This window comes from Pseudothermotoga elfii DSM 9442 = NBRC 107921 (genome assembly GCF_000504085.1).
Taxonomy (GTDB): domain Bacteria; phylum Thermotogota; class Thermotogae; order Thermotogales; family DSM-5069; genus Pseudothermotoga_B; species Pseudothermotoga_B elfii.
The window spans coordinates 1,648,275-1,674,591 of record NC_022792.1 but is presented as its reverse complement, the minus strand read 5'-3'; the positions used below and the strand labels follow the sequence as shown (position 1 = coordinate 1,674,591).

The 26,317-nt window shown below is 38.6% G+C and carries 23 protein-coding genes and 1 tRNA gene; 13 read left to right on the top strand and 11 right to left on the bottom strand.

Annotated elements, in window-relative coordinates; genetic code table 11:
• Window positions 1-14: 14 nt before the first annotated feature.
• The gene (locus TEL01S_RS08105; protein ID WP_012003606.1) at window positions 15-833 is read right to left on the bottom strand and encodes an alpha/beta fold hydrolase; all 819 of its coding nucleotides are present in this window, start codon (window positions 831-833) and stop codon (window positions 15-17) included.
• A 215-nt stretch (window positions 834-1,048) separates the two neighbouring features.
• Here TEL01S_RS08105 and TEL01S_RS08100 point away from each other — a divergent pair, with 215 nt between their 5' ends.
• Complete coding sequence (locus TEL01S_RS08100) at window positions 1,049-2,179, top strand: aldo/keto reductase (RefSeq protein ID WP_012003605.1); 1,131 nt, start codon at window positions 1,049-1,051, stop codon at window positions 2,177-2,179.
• Window positions 2,180-2,272: 93 nt separating this feature from the next.
• Here the strand turns inward: TEL01S_RS08100 and TEL01S_RS10975 are convergent, their stop codons facing one another.
• Window positions 2,273-2,482: a hypothetical protein gene (locus TEL01S_RS10975; protein ID WP_144313086.1), complete on the bottom strand. Its 210-nt coding sequence runs from the start codon at window positions 2,480-2,482 to the stop codon at window positions 2,273-2,275.
• Window positions 2,483-2,541: 59 nt separating this feature from the next.
• On the opposite strand from TEL01S_RS10975, the gene TEL01S_RS08095 reads away from it, so the two are divergent.
• The 3 genes from TEL01S_RS08095 to TEL01S_RS08085 all read left to right on the top strand — a co-directional run bounded on the left by TEL01S_RS08095 (window position 2,542) and on the right by TEL01S_RS08085 (window position 4,646).
• The gene (locus TEL01S_RS08095) at window positions 2,542-3,312 is read left to right on the top strand and encodes an aldo/keto reductase (RefSeq protein ID WP_081706832.1); all 771 of its coding nucleotides are present in this window, start codon (window positions 2,542-2,544) and stop codon (window positions 3,310-3,312) included.
• Window positions 3,313-3,430: 118 nt separating this feature from the next.
• Entirely contained in the window at window positions 3,431-4,291 is an 861-nt protein-coding gene (locus TEL01S_RS08090) for an aldo/keto reductase (protein WP_028843827.1), read from the top strand.
• Between the two features lie 40 nt (window positions 4,292-4,331).
• Window positions 4,332-4,646 (top strand): cupin domain-containing protein, encoded by a 315-nt coding sequence (locus tag TEL01S_RS08085; RefSeq protein WP_232504359.1) that lies wholly within the window; start codon window positions 4,332-4,334, stop codon window positions 4,644-4,646.
• Between the two features lie 573 nt (window positions 4,647-5,219).
• On the opposite strand, the gene TEL01S_RS08080 is transcribed toward TEL01S_RS08085, so the two are convergent.
• Both TEL01S_RS08080 and TEL01S_RS08075 read right to left on the bottom strand, forming a co-directional pair.
• Window positions 5,220-6,314, bottom strand: coding sequence for a hypothetical protein (locus TEL01S_RS08080; RefSeq protein ID WP_028843828.1), 1,095 nt, complete (start codon window positions 6,312-6,314; stop codon window positions 5,220-5,222).
• The gene (locus tag TEL01S_RS08075; RefSeq protein ID WP_028843829.1) at window positions 6,311-9,451 is read right to left on the bottom strand and encodes a hypothetical protein; all 3,141 of its coding nucleotides are present in this window, start codon (window positions 9,449-9,451) and stop codon (window positions 6,311-6,313) included. The genes TEL01S_RS08080 and TEL01S_RS08075 overlap by 4 nt, the downstream gene beginning before the upstream one ends.
• 89 nt (window positions 9,452-9,540) lie before the next feature.
• Here TEL01S_RS08075 and TEL01S_RS08070 point away from each other — a divergent pair, with 89 nt between their 5' ends.
• The 4 genes from TEL01S_RS08070 (at window position 9,541) to TEL01S_RS08055 (ending at window position 12,213) form a co-directional block, all read left to right on the top strand.
• A complete protein-coding gene (locus TEL01S_RS08070) occupies window positions 9,541-9,807 on the top strand; it encodes a cupin domain-containing protein (RefSeq protein ID WP_232504358.1) in 267 nt (88 codons plus the stop codon).
• A 670-nt stretch (window positions 9,808-10,477) separates the two neighbouring features.
• Window positions 10,478-11,110, top strand: coding sequence for a flavodoxin (locus tag TEL01S_RS08065; protein WP_028843830.1), 633 nt, complete (start codon window positions 10,478-10,480; stop codon window positions 11,108-11,110).
• Between the two features lie 151 nt (window positions 11,111-11,261).
• Window positions 11,262-11,735 (top strand): DUF4405 domain-containing protein, encoded by a 474-nt coding sequence (locus TEL01S_RS08060; RefSeq protein ID WP_049753367.1) that lies wholly within the window; start codon window positions 11,262-11,264, stop codon window positions 11,733-11,735.
• A 4-nt stretch (window positions 11,736-11,739) separates the two neighbouring features.
• Window positions 11,740-12,213, top strand: coding sequence for a flavodoxin (locus TEL01S_RS08055; protein ID WP_012003598.1), 474 nt, complete (start codon window positions 11,740-11,742; stop codon window positions 12,211-12,213).
• A 31-nt stretch (window positions 12,214-12,244) separates the two neighbouring features.
• Here the strand turns inward: TEL01S_RS08055 and TEL01S_RS08050 are convergent, their stop codons facing one another.
• Window positions 12,245-12,919 carry an MjaI family restriction endonuclease gene (locus TEL01S_RS08050; protein WP_028843831.1) on the bottom strand — a complete coding sequence of 225 codons (675 nt, stop codon included), beginning with the start codon at window positions 12,917-12,919 and terminating at the stop codon, window positions 12,245-12,247.
• Window positions 12,919-14,157, bottom strand: coding sequence for a DNA methyltransferase (locus tag TEL01S_RS08045; RefSeq protein WP_028843832.1), 1,239 nt, complete (start codon window positions 14,155-14,157; stop codon window positions 12,919-12,921). Before TEL01S_RS08045 ends, TEL01S_RS08050 begins: the two co-directional genes overlap by 1 nt.
• Window positions 14,158-14,313: 156 nt before the next feature.
• Here TEL01S_RS08045 and TEL01S_RS08040 point away from each other — a divergent pair, with 156 nt between their 5' ends.
• Window positions 14,314-15,087, top strand: coding sequence for a class I SAM-dependent methyltransferase (locus TEL01S_RS08040; RefSeq protein ID WP_028843833.1), 774 nt, complete (start codon window positions 14,314-14,316; stop codon window positions 15,085-15,087).
• A 285-nt stretch (window positions 15,088-15,372) separates the two neighbouring features.
• On the top strand, window positions 15,373-15,495 hold the full coding sequence (locus TEL01S_RS11210; RefSeq protein WP_269764064.1) for a hypothetical protein: 123 nt from the start codon (window positions 15,373-15,375) through the stop codon (window positions 15,493-15,495).
• 253 nt (window positions 15,496-15,748) lie between these two features.
• Here TEL01S_RS11210 and TEL01S_RS08035 read toward each other — a convergent pair whose 3' ends face one another.
• Together TEL01S_RS08035 and TEL01S_RS08030 are read right to left on the bottom strand one after the other, a co-directional pair.
• Window positions 15,749-16,639, bottom strand: a complete 891-nt coding sequence (locus tag TEL01S_RS08035) for an MBL fold metallo-hydrolase (RefSeq protein ID WP_028843834.1) — start codon at window positions 16,637-16,639, stop codon at window positions 15,749-15,751.
• A 298-nt stretch (window positions 16,640-16,937) separates the two neighbouring features.
• Complete coding sequence (locus tag TEL01S_RS08030) at window positions 16,938-17,444, bottom strand: nucleotidyltransferase domain-containing protein (RefSeq protein WP_012003594.1); 507 nt, start codon at window positions 17,442-17,444, stop codon at window positions 16,938-16,940.
• Between the two features lie 376 nt (window positions 17,445-17,820).
• Between TEL01S_RS08030 and TEL01S_RS08025 the strand changes: the two genes are divergently transcribed.
• The 3 genes from TEL01S_RS08025 to TEL01S_RS08015 all read left to right on the top strand — a co-directional run bounded on the left by TEL01S_RS08025 (window position 17,821) and on the right by TEL01S_RS08015 (window position 24,089).
• Window positions 17,821-19,425, top strand: a complete 1,605-nt coding sequence (locus TEL01S_RS08025; protein WP_028843835.1) for an HNH endonuclease — start codon at window positions 17,821-17,823, stop codon at window positions 19,423-19,425.
• A 183-nt stretch (window positions 19,426-19,608) separates the two neighbouring features.
• Window positions 19,609-21,513, top strand: coding sequence for a site-specific DNA-methyltransferase (locus TEL01S_RS11130; protein ID WP_028843836.1), 1,905 nt, complete (start codon window positions 19,609-19,611; stop codon window positions 21,511-21,513).
• Window positions 21,510-24,089 carry a DEAD/DEAH box helicase gene (locus TEL01S_RS08015; RefSeq protein ID WP_028843837.1) on the top strand — a complete coding sequence of 860 codons (2,580 nt, stop codon included), beginning with the start codon at window positions 21,510-21,512 and terminating at the stop codon, window positions 24,087-24,089. Before TEL01S_RS11130 ends, TEL01S_RS08015 begins: the two co-directional genes overlap by 4 nt.
• Before the next feature lie 296 nt (window positions 24,090-24,385).
• Here the strand turns inward: TEL01S_RS08015 and TEL01S_RS08010 are convergent, their stop codons facing one another.
• The 3 genes from TEL01S_RS08010 to estD all read right to left on the bottom strand — a co-directional run bounded on the left by TEL01S_RS08010 (window position 24,386) and on the right by estD (window position 26,304).
• A complete protein-coding gene (locus TEL01S_RS08010) occupies window positions 24,386-24,592 on the bottom strand; it encodes a helix-turn-helix domain-containing protein (RefSeq protein ID WP_028843838.1) in 207 nt (68 codons plus the stop codon).
• A gap of 240 nt (window positions 24,593-24,832) precedes the next feature.
• Window positions 24,833-24,908, bottom strand: a tRNA-Asn gene (locus TEL01S_RS08005).
• An 85-nt stretch (window positions 24,909-24,993) separates the two neighbouring features.
• Window positions 24,994-26,304, bottom strand: coding sequence for an esterase EstD (gene estD, locus TEL01S_RS08000; RefSeq protein ID WP_028843839.1), 1,311 nt, complete (start codon window positions 26,302-26,304; stop codon window positions 24,994-24,996).
• Between the last annotated feature and the right edge of the window lie 13 nt (window positions 26,305-26,317).

The window sequence follows — 26,317 nt, the reverse complement described above, 5'->3', positions numbered from 1 at the left end:
ATACCTCCATTTCTTTATGCTTCTTTTAGAAATACGATAACGTCCCGGGCAAATTTTCTGCCAGAAGCAGGATGCCCGAGTTTCCTATATAGAATCAGTTTGGCATTTGGTATACACTCAGCAGTTTCACAAAACAATATTTCTGAATAGAAAGGATCTTTACTTCCAGCTATTACAAGTGTAGGAGCGGCGATCTCTGACAGACGGTTTTTGAAATTATGATTGTCTTCTGCCTTGATTGTTACTATCAGGTCTGATGGATCTTCTGGTGCGCCGAAAAGTTTTTTCGAAAAAAGTGATATGAACCAGAACAGTAATTTACCCATATATTTTTTGATTCCCTTTTCTGAAAGCGATAAGCTCATCAAGGAAAAACAGGCTTCTCTCCATTTTCGTTGATTCGCCAGCTGTCCAGCATGCATCTGAACATCCCTGGCTTTTTTGTTAAGAGTATAAGCGCTTGAATGAATCACCAATTTGCGAACCAGCTTTGGGTGATCAGCAGCAAAATGCTGAGCAATAGACCCGCCTGTTGAAACACCTATCAAATCAATTGGATATTCGAATTCTTCTGTGATCATTTTTGCATAATCATCTGCCATATTTTTCAAAGTATAAATATCAGGCAAATTTGATTTTCGATTCACAACATATACCGTATAATCTTCTCCTAAAAATTTGTAAATCTTAAAGAAAAATCGGAACATGGATGCAGACAGAGGCTTGTTTTCAAACGTTAATCCCTGGAAAATTACAAGATCACGAGGCCCATGGCCGAACTTATTGTAAGGAAGGCCATTGTTAAAATAACCTGCCACAGTTTTTGATTTCATATTTTTTCCACTTCCTTTTGATTTCAAATTTAAAGCGGAGAGGATAATTAAGAGGACTGAAATTAAATGAAAATTACAATATCTTGTTATTTTTATTATATCACATTAACTTTGTAAAAAGTGATTTTTCAACAGATGGTGGCGAAAAATTCTTCTGTGTTCGAGTATAATAATTATAAAGCTAAAGATATTAAAGATATCAGGGAGGTAAAATAATGCAATACAGAGAGTTTGGTAAAACTATAAAGACGTCTCTTTTGGGATTTGGTGCAATGAGACTTCCCATAATAAATAACGATGAATCTCAAATCGATGAAGAAAAAGCAATAGAGATGATCAGATATTCTGTCGATCATGGAGTGAATTATATTGATACTGCATATCCCTATCACAGGGGGAACAGTGAAAAAGTCGTTGGAAAAGCGCTTAAAGGTGGTTATAGAGAAAAAGTCTTTCTTGCCACAAAATGCCCTGTTTGGCAGGTAGAAAAATATGAAGATTTCGACAGATTTCTGGACGAGCAATTAAAAAAGCTTCAGACTGACCATATAGATATGTACCTTATGCATGCACTCAACAAAGAAAGATGGCAAAAAATAAGAGATTTGAGATTTTTTGAATTCTTCGAGATGGCTAAAAAACAGGGAAAGATAAGATTTGCTGGCTTTTCTTTTCATGATAAATATTCCGTCTTTAAAGAAATTGTGGATAATTACAACTGGGATTTCTGCCAGATTCAACTCAATTACATGGATATCAATTATCAGGCTGGTTTGAGAGGGCTCATGTACGCTTCTGAAAAAATGCCCGTTGTGATAATGGAACCTCTCAAGGGTGGAAAACTCGCAAGGCTTCCAGACAGAGCTATGAATATTTTAAAAAGAAATGGGAAAAACTGGTCGGCTGTAGAATGGAGCTTGAGATGGCTCGGAAACTTTCCACAGGTCTCAGTCATTTTGAGTGGAATGAGCACACTGGATCAGGTGAAAGAAAATATCGATATAGCAGGCCGAGTTACAGTGAACAACCTGACAGAAGATGATTTAAAATTAATCGAAGAAACAAGAAAAGCCTTGGAATCTTTTGCGGTGATCAACTGTACAGAATGTAACTATTGTATGCCATGCCCAAATGGTGTGAATATTCCGGGAAATTTCAGATTGTACAATGAGACAATTATGTTTGAAGATATAGAGGGGGGAAAAGGAACATACAGGTGGTTTGAGAGTCAAAAAATGTCGGCATCTTTCTGTATAGAATGTGGCGAATGTCTCAGCAAATGCCCTCAAAAGCTTGAAATTCCTTCACTTCTCAAAAGGGTTCACAGTGAATTTGTGAAAAGATAAAAAGACTTTTGATTGTAGATGGTATTTTCAAGCAAATCAAATCACCGTGAAGTGTGAAATAAAAAATTTTGTGAAGTAAGAAATATAGAGCAATTATTTCGATGTCAAGTCAATAAAAGGTAATATAACAGGTGGTCCTCCTGCTAATGAGGTTGCAGATGCTATATAAGAGCGTGCAAGGGAAAGTAAGTTTATGACACCGCTTAAAGAACAAATCTTTCTGAATTCTTCTTCATTTGTATTATTAGCTGTGAAATTCCCGGTAATTACAATTGGTTTTAAAACTGCTCTTATCATGTACAATCAAGAGCTTGCACTGTGGTTTCAATTCCGTTAGACGGAATTTGGTTTTGGGGTAAAGGATGAAATCCCTCCCGCAGTACCCAGTTCAAATTCCTCACAGGATGATAAGGCCAGGCTGGAAAGGACTGAACAGCAGGCCGGAACACATTAAGAAAGCAGTGGAAGGTTCTCTGAGAAGGCTCAGAGCGGAAGTCATAGATATTCTCTACCAGCACAGGGTGGATCCAAACGTTCCAATAGAAGAAGTAGCTGGGGTTGTAAAGGAACTCATAGAAGAGGGTAAGGTGAAGCACTTTGGACTTTGCGAAGCTTCTGCCGAAACGATAAGAAGAGCTCATAAAGTCTGTCCTGTTGATGTGGTGCAGTACGAGTACTCCATGTGGTGGAGAAAACCTGAAGAGGAAATACTTCCCACCTGTGAAGAACTGGGAATAGGCTTTGTAGCTTACAGTCCTCTGGGAAAAGGGTTCCTTACAGGAGTGATAAGTGAAAACTCCAAGTTCGATGAGGAAGATATTCGAAACAGGATTCCACGCTTTCAGAAAGAGAATTTGAAGGAAAACCTTGCACTTGTAGAACTCCTCAAAAAGATCGCTGAGCGAAAGGGCGCGACACCATCACAGATAGCTCTCGCATGGCTTATTACACAGAAACCCTGGATAGTTCCCATACCCGGCACAACGAAACTGAGTCACCTTCTGGAAAACATCGGAGGGGCTTTTGTTGAACTCACACCGGAAGAGCTCCAGGAAATAAACGATGCTCTCTCAAGAATAGAAATAAAAGGTGGAAGGTACCCTGAGAATCTGGAAAATATGACGTATCTGTGAAACATACTGTGCTGTTGGCGTCCGTTATTTTTGTATTTTCTCCGATTTTTTTTACGGTAACATGAAAGACTGGTACGAGAATTTCAGAAGAATGAATCCATCGATGGGAGGTGTTACCATGCAGATTCCAAAAGTCACTTTGAACAACGGTGTAGAAATGCCTATTCTGGGATACGGAGTTTTCCAGATACCACCAGAAAAGACAGAAGAATGTGTCTATGAGGCTATAAAGGTGGGATACAGACTCATCGACACAGCAGCATCGTACATGAACGAAGAGGGAGTGGGAAGAACAATAAAACGCGCGATTGACGAAGGAATTGTCAAAAGAGAAGAGCTCTTCGTCACGACCAAACTGTGGGTGTCGGATGCCGGTTACGAATCCGCAAAGAAGGCTTTTGAAAAGTCCTTGAAGAAACTGCAACTCGAATACATAGATCTCTATCTCATTCATCAACCTTTTGGAGATGTACACTGTGCCTGGAAAGCTATGGAGAAACTGTACAAAGATGGATTGGTAAGAGCCATAGGTGTGAGCAATTTCTATCCCGATCGGTTGATGGATCTGATGGTTCATCACGAAGTTGTTCCCGCGGCGAACCAGATCGAGATACATCCGTTTTATCAGAGGCAAGAGGAGATCGAATTCATGAGAAATTACAACATTCAGCCTGAAGCCTGGGGTCCTTTCGCTGAGGGAAGAAAAAACATTTTCCAGAACGGAGTGCTCAGATCGATCGCGGAAAAGTACGGCAAAACGGTTGCACAGGTAATTTTAAGATGGCTCACTCAGAAAGGAATCGTTGCCATTCCCAAAACTGTGAGAAGAGAGAGGATGATAGAAAACATCAGTATCTTCGATTTTGAACTCACACAGGAAGACATGGAAAAGATCGCAGCGCTCGATGAAGGACAGAGCGTATTCTTCTCCCACAGGGATCCCGAGGTCGTCAAATGGATCTGCTCGCTGAAAAGATGAAAAATCGCCACGTGGAACACTATTGAAAGGAGGTACAACCATGGTAGATGATATCTTTGAAAGGGGTTCTAAAGGTTCGAGCGACTTCTTCACGGGTAACGTCTGGGTGAAGATGCTGGTCACTGACGAAAACGGAGTATTCAACACACAGATATACAACGTTGTTTTCGAACCACGAGCGAGAACGCACTGGCACAGCCATCCGGGAGGACAGATCCTGATCGTGACCCGGGGAAAAGGCTTTTACCAGGAAAGAGGAAAACTCGCGAGAATGTTGAAAAAAGGTGATGTGGTATACCACCGAACGTGGTTCACTGGCATGGTGCGGCACCCAATGAAGAACTCGTACATATAGGTATCAGTACACAGGTTCATCTTGGCCCCGCAGAGTGGTTTGGACCTGCCACAGAAGAAGAGTACCGAAAGGCCACGAAAGGAAAGTAACGAATTTCTCCGTTTCATTCGCTTAGAATCCAATACTATCCTCCTCGCCAGAATATCCAAATTCATCACAGAAGATGCACTAACTGAGGCAGGATTAGCGTTCCTTCAGGCGATGGGCAAGTTAGCAAGAAGAGAGTATCCGTGGGTCGAATTTTAATAGATTGAAAGCCACACCCTTGAAAGGGGATGGGATTCTTCGTACGGCGTACTCAATTTGCAAGCCTTAACCGTACAGGGTTGACCAAGGTCCCTATCCCTAACTTTCTGGGTTCGTAGATATCTTCTTCAGCGCTTAGTCTGATGGAATTTTAACAGTTACAAGTCTATAACTGTTCATCATGATCTGCTGGGGATGTGTTTTCTGGCTTGTGTTCTGTAAGCAAGACCTGAAAGAAGGACTCTCAGATTCATGTTATACCTTCAGTGTTTTTGTCTGAAATGGCATCACAATTGAGATCTTACTACAGAAAACTCAGAAAGCTAACTACCATTCCACAGAGATTCTTTGAACCATTATTCCACGATAGTAATTGTGCGCAGTAAAGCCCAGAAGATAAAACATGTGCAATTTGCCGTCTGCATGTATCAGATTTACGCTCCAGGGAACAGGAAAGATCCTCTTTTCTCCGATCTCGAAATAGTCCAGGCTCTCGAGGTCGTACCTTTCCATGATGGCCTTTGTGAGGTCGAAGGTCTTTTTCAATTTTCCATCCAAACCGATCTCGATAACAACAATGTGGGACGTTGGATAATCTAAGCCCAGAGTGAAAAAGGAATCATCCGTGTGACCGAGAACCGGGTATCCACCGCCACCGCTTGGTATAGAGAAAGGTACTTTCACAGTTTTCTTCCTTTCCTTTTTTCCGAACTCATAAATGGCCAACTCTCTGTTCGTCCATCCTTCCACTCTGTAGTACTTTCCGTTTGCGAAAAAGTCCGGGAGATAATCCAGCTTGAACTGTTTTCCTTTCTCAGAAAGAGAACCTGAGTAAGAGAACGCCTGACAGAGGTAAGCGGAGGAATGTCCCGAACTGGTGCTCTTGTAGGCAAGAAATTCTATTCCTGATTTGCTTGATTCGTTGATCAGAAAATCTTCGAAATCCAGTTCCTGCTCATCGAGAATGTTTCCTTCCCTGTCGATTCTCATCAGATAGAGAAAGTTCTCTCCATCGAGCCCGACACTTCCGAGAAACAAAAATTCGTTGTTGAGCCTGTACAGTTCTCCATGGTGAAGTGAAACATCTTCGTAAGGAATGTTCCAGATGTTGTTGTAAGTTGGTTCTCTGTAATCCCAGACACTGGAATTGAGTTTTCTGTACCTTACGATGAAACCATCTCCGCTTGCTTGTCTGTAAGCGTATATCTCGAGAACGTTCTCTCCATCGAGAAGGGCATCTTCAACGAAATCATAGTTGCTTCCGATATAACACAGATCCACTCCTTCACACGAAACATTTTCTTTTGCCACAGACCCCGCGAAAGCCAGAAATTTACCGGAATCGAATCTAACTTTATCGATGCTCTGAGCGAAGAACACGACTGAGAAAAGAACAAAAAGGATCAAAATGCCCCGCTTCATTGCTTCATCACCTCCTCAAGATGTGCCTGAAGTTCACTTGTGATCCTGTTCCAGTCTTCAGAAAGTTCGAACTTTGAAATGCGAAAAGTCCAATCTTTTATCTCTTCTGGCACTTTGGCATCTACAGCGGTGAAAGGATCTGTCATGATCATCTTTTGAATCTCCTGCTCTTTCCTCTTTCTGGTCATCTTGCTCAGATTCTTGAGGGAATCTATTTGCACCATCATTCTGGATTCATAATCCGCAAGAGCTCTTTTAACAGCTTCAATCAGATTGCGTCCAAGCACGCTCAGCGGGTCACGGGTTTCATAACCTTCTCTTTTTGGATCGTCGGTGATCTTTCTCAGATATTTGTCGAGGATAAAATTTTGATTTTTGCTGTTTCTCTGTGATAGCCACCTCAGAAAATCTTCTGTTGGATAAGTTTTTTGAACGGTTCGACCGTCTCTGTCGATGTAGGAATACGACAGCGCGTTGATTTTATAGAAATCTTCCTGCTCGTAAGCTTTATAAAGTTTTATCCATTCATCCACGATCGTGTTGTATTCTTCAACCGTCTCAAATGACGACAAGCTGAGCAGTTTTTCGAGCTTTTCTCTCACTCTGTCTCCCTGTGGATCTTGCTGCTTTAGCTTTTCGCTTAACATAAAGAATTTTTCTAAAAGTTCAGGGACGCTTCCCAGCTCATGTGAGAACCCTACACTCTTATATGGGAAACTTTTGTCGAAGAAACTGACCGAGTAGCGATAGTCATAATTACCTTCCAGCCTGTAGCTTTTGTCCACGTTTAAGTCGTTTTCATTCAGAGAGACATAGTAGTGATAGCGGTGATACTGTTCGATCTGCCTTCGCAGGTTCTCGGCAGTTTTGTTGAATCGTTGAACTCTATCTGCAAGTTCTTCCTCTTCCAGAAACTCCTGGAAAGCTCTGGCAGCTATTTCATTCAAACCGATTCCCTTAAGTTGCTCATTCTCTTTCAGATAGAAAAAGTTGATTCCACCGTACTTCATCAATTCTGACAGATAATTAACGTACTCCGGTTTGAAGCTTTGAATATCTTTTTCTAACGCGCGTGCCTGTTCCATCAAAAGATGCCATTGATCAACGAGCGTGTTGTAAAACTCTGCCTGTTTGTGGGTATAATTCATCAGACACACAAAATTATCGATACACGTATCAGATCTGATCTTCAAACTCTCCAGCTCACTCAAGCTGGTCATCACCTTGTTGATCTTTTCCTGGATCTGTCGAACCAACTGCGAAGACTGCTGTATTAAGTTGGTTTCGAAAAGGACATCGAGGGCGATCTTTTCTTCAACGGTCTTTCTGAATTCTTCAGTTTGTTCCAAAACATTCGAAAGTTCACTCAGAATCCTTTCCAGATCACTCTTGTTTCCGTCTATTCTTCTTTGGACATCTTCTTTCGCCCGCACTATGTAACTGTAATATGCCGGTATAACTGCGCCATCGAATAGGCGTGAAGAAATGTATTCAAGATTTCGTACATCGTAATTGAGATCTCCCCATTTTTTATCACTCTCATAAATCTGATTGCTCAGTAAAGAAAATTTGTTATTGATGCTCTTAAAGAGACTTTCTTCTTCGTTCAATCTGTACTTGTAGCCGATGAATTTCTCCTGGCAATAAGACACGACATTAAAAGCAGCCCGATCGAGTGGATTGACGTGAAAGGCGTAGAAGGCTTTCTCCAGTTTGTACAGAAGAACCTTGACAGAATTTGAATCGTTTATATTCTCAAGGAATTGTTCTTTTATCTTTTGAAGATAAGCATTGTATTCCTCTTGATTCTGGAAATCTAACTTCGGTGTTTCTGTTACGCACACGACAATTTCACCTGTTGATGGAACGTAAGCTCTTTCGTATAATTTGCGCGCTTCAGTGGCAGCGTCTGATATTTCAGCTTCTATTTCTATTTCCTCATCCAAAGTCACGTTCACGTCCGGCAGCGAAACCGAACGAGTATTTTCGACCTTATAAGTGCGCACATCATCTTTTCCTGCAACAGTGACAGTGGCAGACTTTGTCTTCTCAGGAAGCTCAACATGCAAGTTTTCAACGATTTCTCTCTCGTAAGCGGGTGTCACGCTGATCTTTTTCACGTAGTAAGTGCTCTTTTCAGTTGAAAGCAACGGATCGTACTTTTCAAACAGTTCTTTTTCTTCGAGAGTCTTCGTGTAAACGATGTTTCCCTTTAAATCCTTCAGAGTGATCGTGATTTGCCGTGATTTTAAATCTTTTAGTGAAGAGGAGACCGTGTATTTTTTCTGCACCCGCGCGTTCAGATCAAGCTCAGGAACGCTCAGGACAAATTCTCCCGGTGCATTGATTTCCACAGTGACATTGACACTGCTCGCGGAAAGAAAGTAGCTCAAAGCTTCTCTTTTCTTCTCTACAACGTAATCGATTCCACGCTTGAAAGCCTCCGCTCTCCACTGAGTGATCCAGAAGTTCTTAACCTCTTCGGTTGTGTATGCTTTGTGCGAGAGGTTTAAAAACAGGCTTTTCATTTTTTCGTACCATTTTTTGGATTCAAACTCTTTCTCATTCAAGATCTTGTTTCCAACATTGTACAGACCGTGCTTCATTCCTCCGTCTTCGAAAACGAGCTCGAGAAAATCTGAAACTTCAACAGAGTCTGACTCGAGCCATTTTTTGAAGTCTTCTCCCTTGAAGGCTAGAGGATTTTTTTCAAGGGGCTTTCTGAGTTCGTCCATCTTTCGATTCACAAACTCCTGTTTGAATTGGTTTATTTTCTCGTCGAACACGTACACTATCACCCTGTCCCAGAATGGCTGAGCGAAACTCACAACGGTGAGCATTGTGCTCACATATGGAAGCAAATTTATGACTTGAGAGACCCCCACCTTTGAAAAATTCTCAAAGGCTTTGTCGTAGTTTCCTTCCTTCAGGTAAGAAACTCCCTCGGTGAGGTCAAGAAAATCGAGGAAATTGGACATTCCTGAGACAAAAAAATTGACCTCCTCTAATGGTATATTGAGAAGACTCGCAAAATCTTTTGCCATTCCAAAGTCATTCTTGAATTCCTGGTAAGTTGGAGCAGAGGCAAAGAGTATGCACGAAGAGAGGAGTAAAAGGAGGATGATCGTCCTAAGCATTCTTAAACGACTCCTTTCAGTTGATCTGACCTATTATAGCATTTCAGGTGCCTCTCTCAAAAAGTGTGTCAAGAATCAGAGAAAATTAGATGTCGTTTATCGTCTGGGTGAAGATGTTAGTCACTGACGAAAACGGAGTATTCAACACACAGATATACAACGTTGTTTTCGAACCACGAGCGAGAACGCACTGGCACAGCCATCCGGGAGGACAGATCCTGATCGTGACCCGGGGAAAAGGCTTTTACCAGGAAAGAGGAAAACTCGCGAGAATGTTGAAAAAAGGTGATGTGGTATACCACCGAACGTGGTTCACTGGCATGGTGCGGCACCCAGTGAAGAACTCGTACATATAGGTATCAGTACACAGGTTCATCTTGGCCCCGCAGAGTGGTTCGGACCTGTCACAGACGAATAGTTTCATTTGCTCAGAATCTTTTCAAGCAACGGAAAGAAGTTTCGTCCCACTCGAAGATATCCTTGAAAGCGAAAGAAAAGCTATGGAAATCGTTATGAATTATAGAAAAGCAGCGTTTGATTGAAAGACATGGAGAGAATGCTAACTGGAAAGTGGAGGATGTCTCCTTAAGAGAACGCTACGATACAAGAGTTTCTCAACCAGATGGTGGGGTACATAGAATTTAAGGGGCATAAACCCTTGAGATTCTCTGCTGAATTAATCGACGAGGCAGAAACCTGTGACTCTGAAGATCTTCAACCCCTTTGAAAAAAATAAAAGGAAAATCTAAGTTGTTCATGGAAGTGAAGACATCGATGTTACTGAAAAACTTGAGCTGACAAGACATAGTTTCGTGATTTTTTATAAGTAAACAGGCGAAAGGTTTACCCAACAGCATGTTGGACATGTTATAGAGGGCGATCTGGCCTTTCTTGAAGAAGCTGGTGATGTGGTTCGAGCTTTTAGATCCGTGATTTGTCTGAATTGTTTATAGTTTTCGTTTTGGGTGTATGAGTAGGAAATACACTCAAGGATGTAAATATCTACAGAATTCAATTGGGGAGGTGATGTCTTTGAAAAAAATATTCCTGATACTAATTTTGTTACTGTTGTGTTTCTTCCTCATGGGCCAGGACGTTCAAAACAAAAGATCAACAAACATATTAGTTGCATATTTTAGCTGGGGCAACAACGTAGCACGAATTCCAGAAAAGGTGGACACGATCACTCAGGCCAGTGCTATCGCTCCCGGCCATACAGGAAAAGTTGCTCAATACATCGCTGAATTTACAGGAGGAGATATCTTTGAGATAGTTGTGGAACCAAAGTATTCCTCTAATTACTCAGAATGCTTAGATCAAGCTGCTGAGCAGTTAAGAAGGAAAGAGCGTCCAGTACTGGTTAAAAAAGTGGCAAACATAGACCGGTACGATATCATTTTCCTTGGTTTTCCCAACTGGTGGCATACGATTCCCATGGCGATCCATAGTTTTGTGGAAGAACATGATCTTTCTGGAAAAACGATTGTTCCATTTGTAACTCATGGGCGAGGAGGATTGGAAAGAACCATCCGTGATCTGAAAGCAATATTATCCGAGGACTGCAGAATACTTGAACCTCTCAGTACTTATGAAAGAAATGTTGATAGGGCAAAAGATGATGTGGAAAGATGGCTCAGAGAACTGAATTTTCTGAGGTGATTCAAATGTTCTTCATAAGAATTGTTATTTGGCTACTGTCTTTTTTATGTTGATGGCGTATCATACCTTTGGCGAAGTGTTTCATGAAATAACAGGAATCCTGTCTTTTTTCTTATGCGTTTTGCACAATGTGTTAAATTGGAGATGGTATTTGAATCTTTTCAAGGGTAAATATTCTTTATTTCGAATTTTTCATGCGGTTATTAATTTCTTACTTGTTGCTGTAATGATTGGTACAACGATTAGTAGCATTGCTATATCTCAGGTTTTTGATTTTCCAATTTTTGTTTCTACAGATTTAGCAAGAAAGTCACACATGGTGTTCAGTGCTTGGTGCTTTATAATGATGGCAATTCATTTTGGATTTCACTGGAAAATATTTTTTGGAAAAATGCGGAGATATATCGGATCGAGGATAAAAAAGTTTATTCTATCAATTGTTTTAATTTATGGAACATACCAGTTTTTCAACAGGCAGATTTTTCACAGGATGTTTGGTTTGATCAATTTCACATATTTTGATTATGAAGAACACATAATCGTATTCTTTATGGATTATTTAGTGGTGTTCATGCTGATAGCTTATCTATCTTACTCGCTCGTCAATTCCATAAAAGGGGGATGAAGTTATGAAATCTTTAGTAGTCTATTACAGTTGGTCCGGAAACACACAAAAAATAGCAAGATTGATCCAAGAACTGACAGATGGAGATATCGTTGAGCTGATTCCTGAAACACCTTATCCTTCATCCTATAATGCAACTTTAGAGCAGGCCAAAAAGGAAATTCAGGCAAATTATAAGCCACCTCTAAAAACTAAGATCGATAATATCGAAGATTATGAAATTATTTTTGTGGGTTCACCAAACTGGTGGGGTACCATGGCACCGCCTGCTGCCACATTTCTTTCTCAATATGATCTTTCTGGTAAAAAGATTGCTCCGTTCATCAGCCACGGAGGGGGAGGAAAGCAAAGGATTGTAGAGAATATAAGAAAATTGTGCCATAATTCAAAGATTTTAAAAGAACTCGTAATTTACGGAAGTGGGGGAAAAGGTCTCGAAAATGAAATTTCGGAATGGTTGAAGGAGGTTTTGAAATGAGAATCTGAGTGTAGTAGCCTGAATATTTAAATTATTGGGTTATTTCGTTTTTTAATCTTTCTACTTCCTCTTTGATTTCTTCTATAACCTCTGGGTTATAGATTTCTTTTCTACCATTTTTCTTAATTGAAAATATGATAAACACTTTTCCGCCGAAATTCTCCTCAAATTTTTTATGAGTCTTACCAATCCATTTTTTCCATTGACTTATTTGTGGTGTTTGTTCATAAGTTATAGGTTTTATTTGTAGACCGATATATTTTTCACCGATTTGAATGTAAAAATCTACATTATAAAGCCTGTCCCACTTATCAGGAGCGGGTTTTATCTCTACATCAAGATCTCTCTGTAATTGCCCGTAGATGGTTTTCACTTCTGTTAGGTAACCATCATAGGTTCTATTAATCACGAGATCGTGAATATATTGGATACAATCATCCTCGGTTACCTCTTCAATTTCCGCTTGAATAACTTCCGTAACTTTTACATACAGTTTTCTTCCAAGCTCCTTGATATATTCTTCGGGGGGTAGTGAAATGCCATTAGTCTTGAGAAAGCCAGCGAGTTTTTTGTAGTAAAATTGCTTCCAATCCTTGACTGATCTTGGCTCACATTCACGAATCCATTGCGAAACTGGACCGACACTATTCTTTTTATTCAATCCCCATCTGTTTGTTGCTATATTTAATATCCATTCTCTGGCCATTATTTCACCTCTTTTTCAAGCTCTAAAAACATAGATTTGTATCTGTATTCTCTTTGTCTGTCTGCTTTTGCAATACCAGATTTTATGAGATAGGCATTCACAAAAATTTTGTTTTTAAGATAGACATATGCTTCTACAGTATCTTCATTCAATGGTTCATCATCTTCAAAACGGAGTAAAATTTCTTTTCTTGCAACATAATTTTTCAAATAATTCAATGCTTCCTGATTTTTGATCACATCAACACCCAGAAATCTAACTTTTAATCCCGTATCTATCTGGACTGTTTGTTCATCAATGATACTAACAACTTTATATAGCTTGCTGTTAGAGTTGAATTTTTGAGGATTAATGAGTGGTTTGGCATCTTTAATTGTTGGGGTATAATTAATTTCATCTACGTTTATCTTGTGTTCTCGTTTTATGATTTCGACATTAAAATTAGATTGAAACAGATTTTTTTTCGACTCTATTTTGTTTTCTATTACAGTTAAGAATTTATCATTTATTTCATAACCTATAGCATTTCTTCCTATTTCAAGAGACATCTTTGCAGTTGTTCCGCTACCAAGGAATGGATCAAGGACCGTATCGCCAACAAATGTATACATCTTTATGAGCCTTCTTGGCAATTCTTCAGGAAACATTGCTTCGTGCCCTATTTGCTTCGCCCCACCAAAATACCAGTGCCCGTAGAAATACTCTTTCCATTCTTCTTTTGTGAGTTTTGATTTTTCTTTTATATCCGCAGATGCTTTCGAACTCTTTCCTGGTTTTTTAAAAATAAGGATGAATTCATAGTCTATCTCTATCATTCCATTTGGAGGGTATGGATAAGATCCCATAACATTTGCTCCACCAGAGGTGTTCATTGTGGTTTTTTTCTGCCATATTATTGATCCCATATAATCAAAGCCTATATCTTCACATTGAGCTACTATTTCGGCGTGCAGCGGTATAATTTTGTATCTTCCATAAATGGCCGAACGAGCAAATTGATCACCTATGTTTATACATAACCTCCTGCCAGGTTTGAGAACACGAAAACATTCATTCCAGACTCTGTAAAGATCTTTCAGATATTCATGAAGACTTTGTCCATAACCAATTTGCCCTTTGATGCCGTAATCTTTGATGTGCCAATAAGGAGGGGATGTGACTATTAAATCCACACTTTCATCATCTATCTCTGGCATTTTTCGGCTATCACCAATTATTATCTTTACCCATCTATCCATAATCTCACCGTATTTCATCGCTTTATTTTAACATTTCTGAGTTGAGAAATCTCTATCCTGAGATCGATATGAGTTTAAAGATATTGAGATAAAGTGATATAATATTGCAGTTATCACATATATCAAAAATTTCGGGTATACAAAGGAGCCCATTGTATGAAAAAAGAAGAAATGTTAATTCATGATTTCGATTTGGGATTAATCTGTGATTATTTTGGCAGATTGGAGCGGCAGGGCCCTGGCAGCCGCGAATCTACTATTAGAGCATTGAGTTTTATCGATAACATTTCGAGTGAATTAAGAATAGCAGATTTAGGCTGTGGAACGGGCGGTCAAACGATGGTCCTTGCCCAAAATACAAAAGGTACTATTATTGGGCTTGACATTTCTCCGGATTTTATTGAAAAATTCAATAAAAACGCTGAAAAGCTCGGCTTGCAGAATAGAGTAAAAGGTATTGTTGGTTCGATGGATAATTTACCATTTCAAAAAGAAGAATTCGATATTATATGGTCTGAAGGGGCTATTGCAATTATAGGTTTTGAGAAAGGTTTGAATTACTGGAGAGATTTTCTAAAAAAAGGTGGCTATATAGCTATAACATATGAATCGTGGTTTACCAATGAAAGGCCTGCCGAAGTCGAAAAATTCTGGGTCGATTCTGTTCCTGAAATGAATACAGTGGGGCACAATATTTCAACAATGCAAAAAGCTGGTTATAGTTTTGTCGCAGCATTTGCATTGCCTGAAAAGTGCTGGACGAATAATTATTTTATTCCGCAGAAAGCGATACAAAAAGCATTTTTGCAGGAACATTTTGAAAGCAAATCTGCAAAAGCTTTTGTTGAATATATGAATTATGAGGCAGAATTGTATTCAAAGTATAAACAGTATTATGGATATGTTTTCTACATTGGCAGGAAAATATGAGATGAAATATATTGCTATTCTTTCAGTACATGTATATTTCTGCTGACTTTTTATTGACTGCGCAACTTGAAGAAACAAAATCTGCCATTCGTTTTTTATAGAAGATTTTGAGATTTTTCAGCTGGCATATCAGGTTTGCGGTATTTTCTCGATAAATTTTAAGATATAATGCTGCGCGCGAGTGAAAATCCAAACTAACATTTCTATCTATCCGCTCAGAATTCAGATAGAGATGAGTTCGTTTGTAGATAGAGGGTAGGCCCAGCGATTGTTGCGGTTGCCATAATGGAGTTGAAACAGATAGAAACAACTTTTATAATAGAAACAACTTTTATAACTGCTAAGGAGGTAAAAGAAAAGCTTGAAACAAATAGGCGCGCCGCGACGATGGAGGTTTTATTTTTTTAAGTGAAAATATAGAGGTACTGGGAGAAAAGTTGAACATAGACATAATCGGAAGCAATATAGAAAAGAAAGATTGTAAAATGGAAAATTGAAACGATGAGGAGTAAGTAAAATTCATTTTCTGTTATCACAAGCCCACTTTCGAGGCTGTTGTGGGGATCTGGTCAGAGCTTTCAATCTTCGCTCAAATTGCCTTTGACGAGTTCAGATACCACAGAGTGACGGAGCGCCCTGCTTACTGAGCATTTTGAGTCTTTCATATTCTTCTCCAATGCAACATATTATCTTCTATCGTTAAATCCAGAATTTTTCTATTATTCAATGAACTAAGATAAGCCATTACTAACGTTTTCATTAAATAGTAGTGTTGAACATCTTTTATTCTGATTCTGTAGTTGGAGCATAGGTCTTTTAAAATTTGTTCTGTCGTTTTCTTTTCTCTGGTAGTTCTGATAAGATATTCTTCAACATCATTGATTATCTCTAAGGTCATATCGACTAGCTCTGTAATATTCTCTAATGGTTCTGCATGGCTTGGTACATAAAGTTTGTATCTACTATCTTTAAGGAAATTCAAAGTCTTTTTCTGAGCATCTATGTCAATATAAAAAGGAAGCCTATGCCTTCTTAGCATATCTTTAGAAAAAACGGAATCTGCGCAAAAGAGAATGTTATCAATAACAATGCCAATTTGGTTCGGAGAATGACCTGGCAAATTAACAATATCTAATTCGATTTCATCAAAGCCTAATTTTTTCCCATCTCTTATGACATAATCAACCTTTGATGATCTTGCCATCAAAAATTTATTCTTCAAATTGATAATAGGGTTTGCACCTGAAAATAAATACAAAGGTTCTAAAAGAGGGTTTTCTATTATGGCTGATTCAATTTCTGGAGCATAAATTTTTGATCCTGTTTTTTCTTTCAGATGAGCATTGCCTCCACAGTGATCAGCGTGAGAGTGTGTGTTTATTATTGCTTTAGGATAAAGATTTTCTCTTTCTAAGATTTTTAATATCTTTCTGGCTGTGTCGTCGTCCAATCCGCTGTCTATAAGGATTGCTGTTTTTCTATCTCTAATTACACCTACATTTGCTGGATTCTGAATATAATATACTTTTTCGCCAAGTTGTCTTAACTCCATTTTTCCACCTCATACTAGCACATGGCGATATAAGCAAGTTCATCGAAGTCATTAGCCATGATAATACCTGTTTCTTTAAAACTTCTTACTAATTTTTATTCTGTAATAAAAATTTGGATTTTTCTGAGAATTCTAATAGGCTCGTTGAAAACCTTACGATTATGCATCAAAACACAATTTTCTTTTCATTCAACCGCTGCACTAAATTTAGTATACATTCAATTTGTTAATAGGACATGTGGAATTTTTGCTAACTTTCTGGGGATAAATGAAGGTAATTTGTGGAAACCTTTGATTTTTATTCGCTGCCGGGCGGTGTGCTGTCTGAAAATTCATACTCACCATGCAACCACTTTCTTAACATTTCGGCTCTCTCTATCCTGCCCAATTTCAAATATGCTTGATATTCATACTCTAAAGATAGAACTGGTATTTTCATCCCTTGTATCTCTACAAACCTCTTGTGCTTGTTCAAATCCACAGGATCCTCCCAATTTCCATCTTCAAGCCGTTTCCGGATATCTCCCATAATTTCCACCTTTATCCCGTCAATAATTAATTTGCCGAAGTGCGAACGGATTTTTTCTGTAGAGGAGAACCTAACCTTTTTACTCACAAACTCGGAAAAGAGACATTCGATCTCATAAGCTCCTGCTTTGTCAGTCTGAATGTCAATATCATGAATTTCAATGGGAACACCCTGCAGCGCAAAACCAAGACTGCCTGTAACTACCCAATTCACATTCTTACTCTTCAGTCGGTCGTATATTTTCCGAAGAACACAAAGATATTCAGGCTTAATCATTTTCTTACCTCGGAAAGCATTTCGCCTAACTCATCCCTGAGTACAATCATGATTCCCTCTCCTTACATAATATATATATCAAAGAAAAGCAAGAATTTTTTGAAAATTGACTTGACCCTTTGCTTTTCTTTGATATATATTATTATGTGATGTTAAAAAATGATAAACTTTGACACGCACAAAAGGAGTTAAACCTATGATGGAAGGTTTCTCTGAAATAATGACCCTTGAGGAGACCGCAAAATATTTAAAAATGAGTTCATGCAAAGGAAGGTATATGCGAACAGTTCGCATATCTTCCAAATTCAGTAGCATATCTGAACAGTTCGGATATGAACGAGTTGTGCGACATGCTTGCTGAGAAGGAGGTAGGAAAATGGGATCTTTATATTTAAGTCGTCTAACACCAAATGAACGAGAAGAACTTGTCAAAAAACTATGGGAGGCTCAAAACCACAAATGTTTTATTTGTGGTGAAGAGATAGATTTAGATATACATCAGGTAGACATAGATCATGTTATTCCCTTAAAATTAGGTGGTAAAGATGACTCATCTAATTTTGCCATAACCCATCAATCCTGCAATAGATCGAAACAAGATTCTGATTTGAGAATTGCAAGAATCCTCCATAAATTTTCAAAAATTTCAGAAACTACTATAAATGAGAAGGGAACGGCTCCTAATCTGAGTGATATTCTGGCGGAGTATGGTGGTTCAAAATACAAATTAAGATTTAAGATTGAAGGTAACATCATAAAATTTTCATTCCCAGAAATAGGAGATAACACGATATACTCATATCCAATATTTGAGGATAAGCTTAGCGGATTCAAATATTTTTTTGGTACATTCCCGATTGAATATTTACACCATGACGAGAGAATAAATCCAAGGTCAATTGGTAAAAACATATCAAAGTTAATTAAGGAATTCTTTTTAAAACGTCCCCAACTCCATGTGACTTTAGGATATATATTGTCAAAGGATAGTAGTTCGGAAGTTAAAGTTTTTGATGGACAACATAAGGCTGCGGCACAAGTCTTGCTGGGTGTAAGAGAATTACCTGCTAGAGTATTCATTGATCCAGATTTAGATGTGCTCCTTACTACAAACACCAATGCAGGAACGACATTAAGACAGGTTGCTTTTGACAAATCAGTCCAGAGGCATCTTGGAAGTGCGTTATATATTGAAAGAGTTGAAAGATATAAGAAAGAGCGTGGCTTAGCAGAAGATGATTATAGTTTTTCAGAAGCAGATTTGGTTAAATATTTCAAGGGAGAATCTAGAGAGATGAAAAGATATATTCTGGACTCAATAAGAGACTGGATTACACATAATCCAGAAAATAAACTTAAAGATTTTATAGATTTTGGGGGTAGAGCAAAAGAGAAACCATTGTCATATAGTACTATAGAAAAGACATTCTATTCATTTTTTATATATCGAGACGCATTACAAACTCCGATTAATTATAGATTAGAAGAAGGAGAAAATCCGAGAGAATTGGAAAAACAACAAATACTTAAGCTGATGAATATCATTGCAGAAGAAATTTATATTGGCAGGTTTGATCCAGATATAGGTACATACAGAATAGAAAATAGAATTCAGAAAGGAGAAAACATTCCAGAACCACATCTAATAGCGTACAGGATGAGCAAGGAGGAAATTATATATAATTGGCTTAAATATATATCACAGATAATAAAGAATTACTTCATAATGCAGGGCAAACCAATAGATGAAAACAAGCTGTTTCAGTATAGTTTTCCTGAACCACTGTGGGATAGAATAAAAATATTCGTGAAGAATCTGAGAGATCTTCCGATCTGGGTCAACAAAGAATTATCCAATACCGTCTTTGGTGGAAAACAAAATTATGAGTACTGGCAAACAATATTTGAGACCGGAAAAACTCCACAAGGATATCAAGTTTTGCCTCGTCCAATAAACTTAATGGAGATGATTAAAGAATGAGCACGTCGCACAACAAGCGGGTATCTGGTTCGGGCTTTCAGCCCTCACCCAAATCGCCTATGGCTGGACTTCAGATACCCGCCGGACGTTAAGTGAAATCGGGGGCGTATGGCTTATGAAAAAAGTAAATAAGGAGACCGCCTTAATGGAAATTAATCAGACAACAGAAAGAGGTTGGTAATCATGGCAAATAATAAAAAATATGTAGAACTCCTCTGGTATGGAAAATACGAGAAAATAGAACTGGGCAATAAAATGCCAATTGAAAGGCCAAATCTTCCTTTCCAGGTAGTGGAAACAATCAATAAGCCAAGAATCAAAGGAGAAGTTCAAAGTTTCCTTTTTCCAGAAAAAGAATGGCCAGAGAATTATCCAAAGGACTGGAAAAACCTCTTGATATGGGGAGATAACAAACTTGTTATGTCCTCACTTCTTAAGCAAGGTTGGGCTGGAAAGATAAATCTGATCTACATTGACCCGCCGTTTTTCACAGGTGCTGATTTCACGATAAGAACAAAGGTGGGAGATGAGCAGATAGAAAAGGCACCCTCCATAATTGAGGAGCGAGCATACAGGGACACATGGAGCGGTGGCATTGCCTCTTATCTCAAATACATGTATGAGAGATTGGTTTTGATGAGGGAACTTCTGGCAGAGAATGGGACTATATGGGTTCATTTGGATGAACATGTAGGTCATTATGTTAAGGTTATGATGGATGAGATCTTTGGGTATGAGAATTTCCTGAATGAGATAGTTTGGTATTATCCTGATAATTTTCAAGGAAATGTAAACAGATACGCAAATAACCATAATATAATTTTAGTTTATAGCAAGACTTTAGAAATAAAACTTAATAGAATCAAAATACCGTTAGATAAGCCTATTAAACGAGATAAAAGAGTTTGGGATAAAGAAAAAAGCAAGATAGTCGCTGCAAGAGATGAAAATGGCAATATCATATATGAATTATTCACACACAAATATGCAGACGATGTATGGACTATTGGTCAGAGTAGTGTATCTAAAGCTCATAGTAGTGAATATTTAGGATTTGATACCCAAAAACCAGAAGAATTATTGAGAAGAATCATACTTTCTGCATCCAACCCCGGTGACATAGTTGCAGATTTCTTCTGTGGCTCTGGCACAACCTTAGCGGTAGCAGAGAAACTTGGCAGGCGGTGGATTGGGTGTGATTTGTCTAAATTCGCTATTCAGGTAACGAGAAAGAGGCTGTTGGATATTCATAATTCAAAGGACTTATTGAATGATGATGAAAAGAAGAAGAAACTCTATGGCAAGCCGGCAAGACCCTTTGAGGTGTGGAATATAGGGAACTACGAGACAATATACTGGAAGGACAGAGAAGATGAATACCTTGCCTTTATGCTTAAGCTCTATCAGGCTCAGCCGCTACATGGCTTCAGATACTTGCACGGGAGAAAAGGAGATAGAATCGTTCATGTTGGACCGCTGAACGCACCGGTAACAATGGAAGAGGTTGAAAAAGTGGTTTTAGAGTGCAGGGCTAACAATTTCTACAAAGCAGACATCCTCGGCTGGGAGTGGAGTTATGAGGTAAATGAACTTGCCAAAGAACTGGCAAAGAAAAACGGCGTTGATATAAGACTTATTCAGATCCCATCTGTGAATGAGATCAAGTCTGCCCTCGTAGGTTTTGATTTGCAACTCCTAAAAATACCAGATCAGGTTGTTGAAAAAGAACTTGCTCCGCATATAAAATTCCCAGAAGTGGCATATCTTGAAATAGAGACGGAAGTTAATGGCAGAGAAGTTGTGTTAAAGATAACCGATTTCCAGCTCCTGCCAACGGCAGAACTCGCAGAGATTGCAGACAAGATAAAAGATTCTCGTGAGTTAATAGATTACTGGGCGATAGATTGGGATTATAAGGGCGATACCTTCCACAATCAGTGGCAGAGCTTCAGAAAGGAGAAAGAGCCAAGAGTGGAGTACGAAGCAAAGCACAGGTATGATGAGCCCGGGGAATACACCATAATGGTTAAGGTTATAGATGTATTTGGGACAGATACAAATAAAGTATTGAAGGTGAGGATAAAATGAATCCAACCGATATATTAAAACCTACAGAGCGAAGGCCAAGCAGGGCTTATTTAGTTAATGAACTCAGAGAAGCGGTGTATAAATGGCGTGAGGATGGTTATCCCGGTGTAACAGATACTACAAAAAGACTTTTGCAATTCTGGTTTGAGGAAGATCACAAACTGAATGGAGAATTGTTCCAGTTCTGGTTCTGCCAGAGAGAAGCTATTGAAACCCTTATTTATGTTTACGAAGTTATGAAGAAACGCAATTTTATAGACCTGGCAAGGGATTTTGGAGCAGGACCAATACAGGCCTATGACCCATCTTATGACCAATATCCGCTGTACGCTTTTAAAATGGCAACCGGCTCGGGAAAGACTTTTGTTATGGCTCTTGCTATCATCTGGTCATATTTCAATCATAAATGGGAAAACAAAGAAGATTATACATCCAAGTTCCTCTTAATTGCTGGCGAGAAAAATGTTATCTATGATAGGTTAAAGAGAGATTTTAAAGATGGTGCCATATTCAAAAAGTGGCCTTTTATCCCACCAGAATGGGAAGAAGAATTTGATTTACAGGTAATTTTGAAGGAAGACCCAATCCAGGTGATTCCTGACAGTGTTTTATTTTTAACAAATATTCAGCAACTGGAGGAGAGAAAAAACAAAAAGGAAGAAGTTGAGGAATATGTAGATGATGTTTTAGTACTTGAGGAAGTGAAAAAGCACGATATTTATCAGGAAAACAGAATAAAGGAAGTTCTTACAAAATGCCCAAATATCATGATCTTAAAGGATGAGGCTCACCACATATACAGTTTTGAAAAGGCATGGAAAAAGACCCTTCTGAATCTCCATAAGAACCTTGTTTCTCAGTTTGGCAAAGGTATCAATATGGAGCTTGATTTTTCTGCAACACCAAAAACGGAAACAGGTGCTTTATTTCCGTGGATAATAGTAGATTTCTCGCTCAAAGAGGCCATAGAAATGAACATTGTTAAGCTACCGCTTAAAGGAATAGTAAAGAATGCTGAAGAAATCGCATCTAAAAAGGCGGTAGAAAGATATAGGGCTTGGATAGACGCTGGAATAAGGAGATGGAGAGAATATAAAAAAGCGTTGAAGCCTCTTTCTAAAATACCTGTCTTATTCATTCAGTGTTCAAGCAACAAGGAATCCGACGAAGTTTTTGAGTACATTAATTCAATACCGGATCTTAAGGGAAAAGTCTTGCTCATTCATACTGACAGCACTGGAAACATCCAGAAAAAAGACCTTGAGCCTGCCAGAAAGGCTGCAAAGCTTATTGATGAGCCAGAAAAAATTGCAACTGATCCAGAACTTAACAAACTCTTTCCAGAAGGGATTGAAGCTATTGTCAGTACAATGATGTTGAACGAGGGTTGGGATGTTAGAAATGTAAATGTTATTGTTGGACTGAGACCGTATGGTTCAAAAAGAAAGGTTTTACCAGAACAGGTTATAGGGAGAGGTTTAAGAAAAATGTTCCCTGAAGAACCGGCAGATGTTGAACATTCAATAAACACCTTAGAAGTTATTGGTCCACCCGGATTAACAGAGATACTTGAGGATTTAGAAGCGGAAGAAGGTATAAAGTTTGCAGAATTTGATACGGACAAATCTTTAAATTTGACATCGATATTTGTAGATGAAAATAAATTGGACAAAGACATAGAAATTCCAATTCTCAGTTCCAGAATTGTCATAAGGGAATTTGATATAAACTCTATAGATATTGATTCTCTGTCATCTCTTGGAATTCATCTTGAAAACAAAGTGCTGGAAATGGAATATGTCGCTGTGGATATGCTTGAAGGTGTTGAAAGAATTAATAGAAGGTGGAATTTACCGGTACCCAAGGATGCAAAGAGCGTTATTGCCTATTACACTGACTTAATACTTAAAGAATTAAAGATTGGCGGAGCGTTTGCAAGCTTCTATCCCATAGTAAAAAAATATGTTCAGGAAAAACTGTTTGATACTGTGGTTGATATAGATGATCCTCGTGTTCTTTATATGCTAAGCAGTCCAGATGTTCAGGAGAAAATCGTAAAATTATTTGTTGATACATTTAAAGATATGACCTTCTCTGAAAGAGAACCCAAGAAAATGGATACAATAAAACTTTCTGATACTCCGCCCTTTGTATGGTCAAAACAGGTTTATCCAGCGGATAAGTCCATATTTAACTATGTACCCTGCGATAACAATTTTGAAGTGGATTTCGCTAAATTCCTGGATAGAGCTGATGATGTAAGAGCATTCAGCAAAATTATCCCTAAAATTGGCTTTTTTATTGAGTATAGAGATTCAAAAGGCAACTTGAGATTGTATTATCCTGATTTTATTGTGGAAACCAATGGGGGTGAGAAGATAATAATTGAAACGAAGGGTAGAGTGGATGTAGATGTTGAACATAAGGATAAAAGAGCAAAAATCTGGTGTAAAGATGCTTCTAATTTAACCGGTGAAACATGGAGATTCTTTAGAGTAAATCAGGAATTATTTGAAAAACATAAGTTTGAAAATTTAGGAGAAATTGCTTCAGTCTTAAAAAATGAAAATGAATAGGCGGTCTCCTATGAAAATAAGAAGTGACAGGATAGTAAAGACGCCATACGCCCCCGACTCGTCACAACCCTTTGGGTTGCTTGCCTCGGCCATAAGGCCTCGGTCACTTAACAAGCGGATAAACGGTTTCGGGCTAAAGCCCTTCGCCCAAAGTTTGCTTCGCAAACCTTCGTTTATCCGCAAAACGTTATAGTGAAATACTAATGTGGCGGAGAAGCCCGCATCTTCATAAACACCAAAAAGTTCCCAGCCCTCAAACTTTCGGCTTTTAAAAGTTGAATAGAAAGAGAGAGGATTTATTTTTCTTTGTAGGTAAGAATTTCCTTATTTCTTACTTCACGCCACCATTTATCAATTTCATCTTTTCTAAATCTCCATTGATTAGCAATTTTCACGGCGGGGATTTTTCCTTCCCTTGCCATTTTATAAAGAGTAGATTTTCCTATTTTTAAATATTTTGCGGTCTCCTCAAGGGTCATTATTTCAGAGAAACCTTCCATCATAGGTTTAACTCCTTTTGTGCGTGTCAAAGTTTATCATTTTTTAACATCACATAATAATATATAGCAAAGAAAATCAAAAAGTCAAGTTCCTTTTCAAAAATTTTTCCTTTTCAGGGCGGGTGTGGGGGGTCTCATCGCCAATCCAAAACAGGAAAAAGGGAGAGTTTTATTTTCCCTGCCTTTTCTCTTGTGCGGATAAACGGAAGGAGACTTTGAATGAGTTTAAGACAGCTATTAAAATGGCTCCGGCGGAGGGACTCGAACCCCCAACCTAGTGGTTAACAGCCACCCGCTCTACCGGTTGAGCTACGCCGGAGCGAATCTTTGTTCTGAATGAGATTCTATCAGATGTTTGGTACTTTTCAAGTGTCTGAATGGTGAATAATTTATTGCTTTGTAAATCACTTGATTGTCTTTATCCACTGGACTATATCTTCGATCACTTCTTTTGGTATATTATTTGGTTTTTGGTATTCATAAGGTGTTGAAGGGCCTTCGCCCGGCATAAAGAGGTGGTTTAATTTTTCATAAAACTTGAAAGATACATTATGCTTTTCTGAAAGGGCTTCTTTCCACATCTCAAAATCTTTTATTGTGACCTGATAATCTCTTGCTCCCTGGAGTATTAAAATTGGTATTTCCAAACTGCGCGCAACTTTCAGTGGATCGTAATCAAGCAGATCTTCCCAGTATTTTTTTGAAGCACCAATCAAAACCTCGGATTGTTCCATCTGGCGACTTTTGATGCGTTCCAGTTGCTGTTTTGTCTCATCGAGTTGTTTTGATTCTGTTTCATCTATTTTTCCATCGAGCGAGAAAATATACTCAAGTTGACTTAAAAGATTTTCAGCATAAAATCCATGAGCAGCAGGAGCCATAAGTATTAAACCGGACAGTTTATCTGTCATAGTTGCTATTCTCGGTGCGACTGTACCGCCAAGACTGTGTCCAATCAAAAATATTTTGTTTTTATCTACCATGTCAAAACTGCTCAATAGATCAATTGCCGTAACGGCATCATTTACGGTTTCATCATTGACTGTGAAAGTGCTGATCATTTCGGAGCTTTCTTTTGCATAGATTTTGGTGCGTTTGTCATACCTGAGCGCCGCTATTCCTTTGCTTGCGAGTCCCCAGGCAATGTCTTTAAAAGGTTTGTTTGGACCTATTGTTTCGTCTTTATCATTCGGGCCAGAACCATGCACCAGAACAACTGCGGGAAAAGGTCCTTCACCTTTTGGAACTGTCAAAATGGCAGGAAGTTCCCATTTATCATTTTTTACAGTACATTCGATTTCATAAAATCTGTTTTTATCAACATATTCTGGTTCTTGATATGAAACTTCCCCGGTATAAGGCAAAAATTGAAGCCCTGCTATTTTTTCGTCTCTGTCGAAAACTATTCTTGCATCAAGTGATGCTTTCTCGAACTCACATGCAACATAAACTACCTGATAACCCTGTTCCTGGGAAAGCTTAATTCTTTTTACCTGCTCCAATTTTCCAACCTGTTGATTTAAAGTGTTCCAGAATGATTCCATGGTAAGACTTGATTGATTTAGGGCATTCAAAAACACATCTGAGACCATTTTCTGTGCGTTCTCAAAATCATTCGATGATAATAGAGTGATGAACTGCAGGGCTTTCTGCTCGTAACTCGACCCAAAAGTTAGACCAGCTATAAGCAATATTGGCAAAAGAAACTTTCTCATTTTAACACCGCCT

Bases quoted from the DNA above. Each gene is read 5' to 3' on its own strand.
- TEL01S_RS08010 (WP_028843838.1), bottom strand. From the start codon at position 24,592: ATGATGGAAGGTTTCTCTGAAATAATGACCCTTGAGGAGACCGCAAAA.
- estD (WP_028843839.1), bottom strand. From the start codon at position 26,304: ATGAGAAAGTTTCTTTTGCCAATATTGCTTATAGCTGGTCTAACTTTT.
- TEL01S_RS08090 (WP_028843827.1), top strand. From the start codon at position 3,431: ATGCAGATTCCAAAAGTCACTTTGAACAACGGTGTAGAAATGCCTATT.
- TEL01S_RS08100 (WP_012003605.1), top strand. From the start codon at position 1,049: ATGCAATACAGAGAGTTTGGTAAAACTATAAAGACGTCTCTTTTGGGA.
- TEL01S_RS08065 (WP_028843830.1), top strand. From the start codon at position 10,478: ATGTCTTTGAAAAAAATATTCCTGATACTAATTTTGTTACTGTTGTGT.
- TEL01S_RS08045 (WP_028843832.1), bottom strand. From the start codon at position 14,157: ATGGATAGATGGGTAAAGATAATAATTGGTGATAGCCGAAAAATGCCA.
- TEL01S_RS08050 (WP_028843831.1), bottom strand. From the start codon at position 12,919: ATGGCCAGAGAATGGATATTAAATATAGCAACAAACAGATGGGGATTG.
- TEL01S_RS11210 (WP_269764064.1), top strand. From the start codon at position 15,373: ATGGAGTTGAAACAGATAGAAACAACTTTTATAATAGAAACAACTTTT.
- TEL01S_RS11130 (WP_028843836.1), top strand. From the start codon at position 19,609: ATGGCAAATAATAAAAAATATGTAGAACTCCTCTGGTATGGAAAATAC.
- TEL01S_RS08105 (WP_012003606.1), bottom strand. From the start codon at position 833: ATGAAATCAAAAACTGTGGCAGGTTATTTTAACAATGGCCTTCCTTAC.
- TEL01S_RS08030 (WP_012003594.1), bottom strand. From the start codon at position 17,444: ATGATTAAGCCTGAATATCTTTGTGTTCTTCGGAAAATATACGACCGA.
- TEL01S_RS08075 (WP_028843829.1), bottom strand. From the start codon at position 9,451: ATGCTTAGGACGATCATCCTCCTTTTACTCCTCTCTTCGTGCATACTC.
- TEL01S_RS08035 (WP_028843834.1), bottom strand. From the start codon at position 16,639: ATGGAGTTAAGACAACTTGGCGAAAAAGTATATTATATTCAGAATCCA.
- TEL01S_RS08040 (WP_028843833.1), top strand. From the start codon at position 14,314: ATGAAAAAAGAAGAAATGTTAATTCATGATTTCGATTTGGGATTAATC.
- TEL01S_RS08085 (WP_232504359.1), top strand. From the start codon at position 4,332: ATGGTAGATGATATCTTTGAAAGGGGTTCTAAAGGTTCGAGCGACTTC.
- TEL01S_RS08080 (WP_028843828.1), bottom strand. From the start codon at position 6,314: ATGAAGCGGGGCATTTTGATCCTTTTTGTTCTTTTCTCAGTCGTGTTC.
- TEL01S_RS08055 (WP_012003598.1), top strand. From the start codon at position 11,740: ATGAAATCTTTAGTAGTCTATTACAGTTGGTCCGGAAACACACAAAAA.
- TEL01S_RS08095 (WP_081706832.1), top strand. From the start codon at position 2,542: ATGAAATCCCTCCCGCAGTACCCAGTTCAAATTCCTCACAGGATGATA.
- TEL01S_RS08070 (WP_232504358.1), top strand. From the start codon at position 9,541: ATGTCGTTTATCGTCTGGGTGAAGATGTTAGTCACTGACGAAAACGGA.
- TEL01S_RS08015 (WP_028843837.1), top strand. From the start codon at position 21,510: ATGAATCCAACCGATATATTAAAACCTACAGAGCGAAGGCCAAGCAGG.
- TEL01S_RS08025 (WP_028843835.1), top strand. From the start codon at position 17,821: ATGGGATCTTTATATTTAAGTCGTCTAACACCAAATGAACGAGAAGAA.